Origin of the sequence: 'Cynodon dactylon' phytoplasma (assembly GCF_009268075.1) — a bacterium.
In the GTDB taxonomy this organism is placed as follows: domain Bacteria; phylum Bacillota_I; class Bacilli_A; order Acholeplasmatales; family Acholeplasmataceae; genus Phytoplasma; species Phytoplasma cynodontis.
This window is the reverse complement of record NZ_VWOH01000003.1, coordinates 1-600: the sequence shown is the minus strand read 5'-3', so window position 1 is coordinate 600 and position 600 is coordinate 1. Positions and strand designations below refer to the sequence as shown.

At 25.2% G+C, this 600-nt stretch carries 2 protein-coding genes; both read left to right on the top strand.

All coding sequences use genetic code 11. From position 1 onward, the window contains the following. Window positions 1-61 precede the first annotated feature (61 nt). Window positions 62-454 (top strand): transposase, encoded by a 393-nt coding sequence (locus tag F1741_RS01495; RefSeq protein WP_212380318.1) that lies wholly within the window; start codon window positions 62-64, stop codon window positions 452-454. Then, on the top strand, window positions 369-600 hold a 232-nt coding region (locus F1741_RS02330), incomplete at its 3' end, for a helix-turn-helix domain-containing protein (RefSeq protein WP_152309885.1). The genes F1741_RS01495 and F1741_RS02330, both read left to right, overlap by 86 nt.

The window sequence follows — 600 nt, the reverse complement described above, 5'->3', positions numbered from 1 at the left end:
CAAAAAACACCTGATTAATTACTAAAAAACTCTTTATAATAAGAATGTTCGTATTTAAGTAATGAAAAGAGAAAAAAAGAGGATTAAAATTCTAAAAATGTCTCCTCAAATATTCAAAAAATATTCTTTAAAGTTGAAAAAAGAAATAATAGAAGCCAAACAAAAAGGTTTGACTAATCAACAAATAATCCAAAAATTTGGTTTAAAAGAAAAACACTTTATTTACAAATCCATTAAAGAAGAGCAATTAACATCTTATCCTAATAAAATCAGAAATTATTCTTTAGAAACTAAACAAAAAGTAGTCATGGCCATAAAAACAGGGCTGATGAGTAATTCCCAAATTGTGAAAAAATTTAATTTAAGTAATAAATCTCTTATCTACGCTTGGCTCACTAAATTTAAAATTACTGATTTCAAAAGAAAAACATCGACTTTATTCTTTCGAAACTAAATTAAAAGCCGTTTTTATGAAACAAGAAGGTCATCCTCTCCAAACCATTCAACAAAAATTCCATATTTCCCATAAAGCACAAATAAGAAGATGGATTAAATGTTTTAATCAAAAAGAATTTCATCGTTTAAATCTTCATAGTGGTA